This window comes from Halomonas sp. AOP22-C1-8 (assembly GCF_052378905.1).
In the GTDB taxonomy this organism is placed as follows: Bacteria; Pseudomonadota; Gammaproteobacteria; order Pseudomonadales; family Halomonadaceae; genus Vreelandella; species Vreelandella citrativorans.
Genome location: NZ_JBQSYD010000060.1, coordinates 1 through 2,942 on the forward strand (window position 1 = coordinate 1; position 2,942 = coordinate 2,942).

A 2,942-nucleotide genomic window follows, 5' to 3' on the forward strand; every position below is an offset into this window, starting at 1 on the left:
ACTTAAGCTTATCGCACAAAGACTTTAAAGCTTCAACAAAATACTCAAAACTATCTTTAACATCCTTTTCCGTAGTCCTGACTAGATCACCCCTATCATTTACCCCCATTCTTAAGAATTCAGAAGTTAACGATCTGTAAGTTTCTTTTAGGCTTTGGCGAGTACCGGGTGTTATATGAACACAATACTCAAATAGAATTTCTTCCATACCGGTTATTGCAAAAAACACTATAGTGTATGCGTCGGCAACAATCTTTTTGTCTTTATATTGTGAGCCTTCACCAAGCAATGCGGTTCTAGGTTTTGTTATTTCTGAGCTAGTAAACATCTGAAAAGCTTTCAGCCCAGATATCTCTTCATTAATTTGCTTTCCTTTCATTAATAAAGGAGCATTATCGTTTTTATAAAGATCTTGTATTACTTGAGGCTGCCCCCGAAATAACTTCTTTTTAAAAAAGTCTATAAGTTCATCTGGCTGAGATGGCGTTTCTAGTAACCAGAATGGATCGTTTCCGTCGTTGACTTCCGTTCGAATCTGGGTTGCTATTCTAAAACATGCAATGATGGCTGACATTTTCTCAACAAGCTTAAGAGTTATATACCCAAAGTCTGTACTTTCTCCTTCTTTCAAAGTGAGTAATGTTTTAATCTTGGGACTATCAAACGTTTGAATATAAGTATTTTCGAAAATTCCTACTGTTTCCGGCACGACCAAGATCGTTTTTATTTTTTTATTTTCTTCGTATGATAAACCAAATATATTTGGTTCGGAGGCTTCTGAATCAACCTGCTCTTCTTGAGATAAATTTTCTCTAATAATTTTTCCAAATAGGGCTTTAGTGACCGTGACTGAGTGCTTTACAGGGTTTCTGATAAAAAAGTTAATTATAATAATTTCAAATTTTTTATTGTTTATGTATTTACTAGCCATCTCTAATATTCCATCACTATATTGATCGCCAGACGTTAAAAACGAGTAATCCAAATCACAAAGAAAATTTGTGGGATCGTTTCCTGTTTTCAATGTGGTTAAGGCGTAATAATATATTGCTTGTGAGGAAGTTGGAGCCAGACTCAGGAATCTTTCACTGCTGCTTTTGGCTTTCTTATGTTCGAATCTTAATAAATTAATATGAGTTTTTAAGCCCCAATATCTTGAATCATATTGTCCTGTGGGATATGTATCATTCAGAAGCTGATTAAGTGTCTGGTATTGGCGGCTATTCAATAACGACAAAGCAAATTCAGCCACTACTGGTGAAAACCATGGGTTATTAGGTATAAATTTCTTTAAAAGACTAACATTTAAGGAATACATCTCACTATAATTTAGTGCGCTAGAAAATTTGAATACTACTACTGGGTTCAAATTCTTTAGCTCAAATTTTTTACTTATTGCCTCATTAAAAAAGAAGCTTATTTTTTCTTCCTTGGTAAGATGATTATACTTTTTTGACAAAGCTACCAATATAGCCTTCAAAAAGCTCACTGAGCCATCAAGTTTTTCTTCGGAATCATTTTCAATCGAAAACGATTCAACATCAACACCACTAAATATTTCTACATCACAAAACACCAGTGCTAGAAAAATTTCTTGCACTGTCGAAGATTGATTAATTATTCTTGACTTAAGTATTTCTTTTTGTATTGGCGATTGGGAAACCTCTAATGCTCTCCTTGTGGTTGGATCTACTTCATCTAAATCACCAGTCCTATTAGCTTTTAGTCTTTTATAATAATCAGGGTAGTTAACCTTCCATTTTTCTCGGCTTTGCCAGCATATTTCTTCAATCGCATTATCATGCGTGTCCAGTATCTGATACAGTGGTATAATTATAGAAAACAATCTTGCATCATTACTGGTAATTATTAAGCTCTCCACTTCTTCCTTGAGCTTATCAAGTTCTCTTTTTAAATCTTGATCCGCAAGATAGTAATTGAATTCTTGGCTTTTATTGGTTAACTGAATCGCCCTAATTAAAAGATCCAGAACTATTCCTTCCTCTTTACTGTGATAGCTTTTAACCTTAGGAATTAGTTCGCTTGCGACTTGTGACTTACCATTCCTAATAAAGCCCACTACCGCAGATTTGTACAATATTTTATTGACGACCCCTGAGTTTATAAAATCATTAATCTCATCACTTGTTGCCAAAGACTCAAGAAACAACCCTATGGTAGCTGCTCCATCATACGCATATTCTAAATATATCTCTCTAGCAACATCTTTGCCCTCAACAAGCAACTTTATCCTTATAAGAGAAGACAAAAAAAGATCTTTCTCCTCATCAGTTTTCGATGCTGATATTCTATCAACTAATTCGCTTGAAACCTTTGACTCTTTATCTTTTTCAATAGCGCCCAGAAAAATCTTTACCGCTTCATAATAAATTCCATTATTTCCATTTGAGTCTAAACTTTCGGCGACTTCAATGCTGCCGAGAGCTTGTTCTTTATCACCTTTACTAATTAATTGAAATATTTTCTTATGTAGGCTTTTGAAGTTCTCAGGTAATAACCCTAAGGTGATATTTTTATCGCCAAGAACGTTATCACCATTACCGTTATGGACTTGGTTGTTATTCGTTAAAATTTGTTGAGTCATAACTCAAACCTCACTTACCAAACTTATCTCTACCAACATTATCACCAACACCATTATGAGTTTGGTTAAGTGTCTTTACCTGCTGATTGTTTAAACTGCTGCTAGGCAGGCTTTTTATCATCGCCGTAAGGAGGGCATCAGAAAGAAGCTCTTCCTCAATCTTTCGTTTATTATAATTCATGAGACTGTTCTGTTCATTTAGCTCTAAGGTTCTCTCAGCGATTTTCTCAACAGCCGCTTCTTCAATAATTATCGTTGAAAGACTTTCTTTTATTTTATCCTTAGTGATTTTTACTCCTCTACACCCATAGTCATATAGAGTATTAGTTAGTAGCCC

2 protein-coding genes are annotated in these 2,942 nt (G+C 34.6%); both read right to left on the reverse strand.

What is annotated here, in order from left to right; genetic code table 11:
* Window positions 1-2,605: hypothetical protein (locus ACT3TY_RS17800; RefSeq protein ID WP_444629087.1), on the reverse strand; the 2,605-nt coding region annotated here is incomplete at its 3' end.
* Window positions 2,606-2,615: 10 nt separating this feature from the next.
* Window positions 2,616-2,942, reverse strand: a 327-nt coding sequence (locus ACT3TY_RS17805; protein ID WP_444629088.1) for a hypothetical protein, incomplete at its 5' end; no start/stop codon positions are given.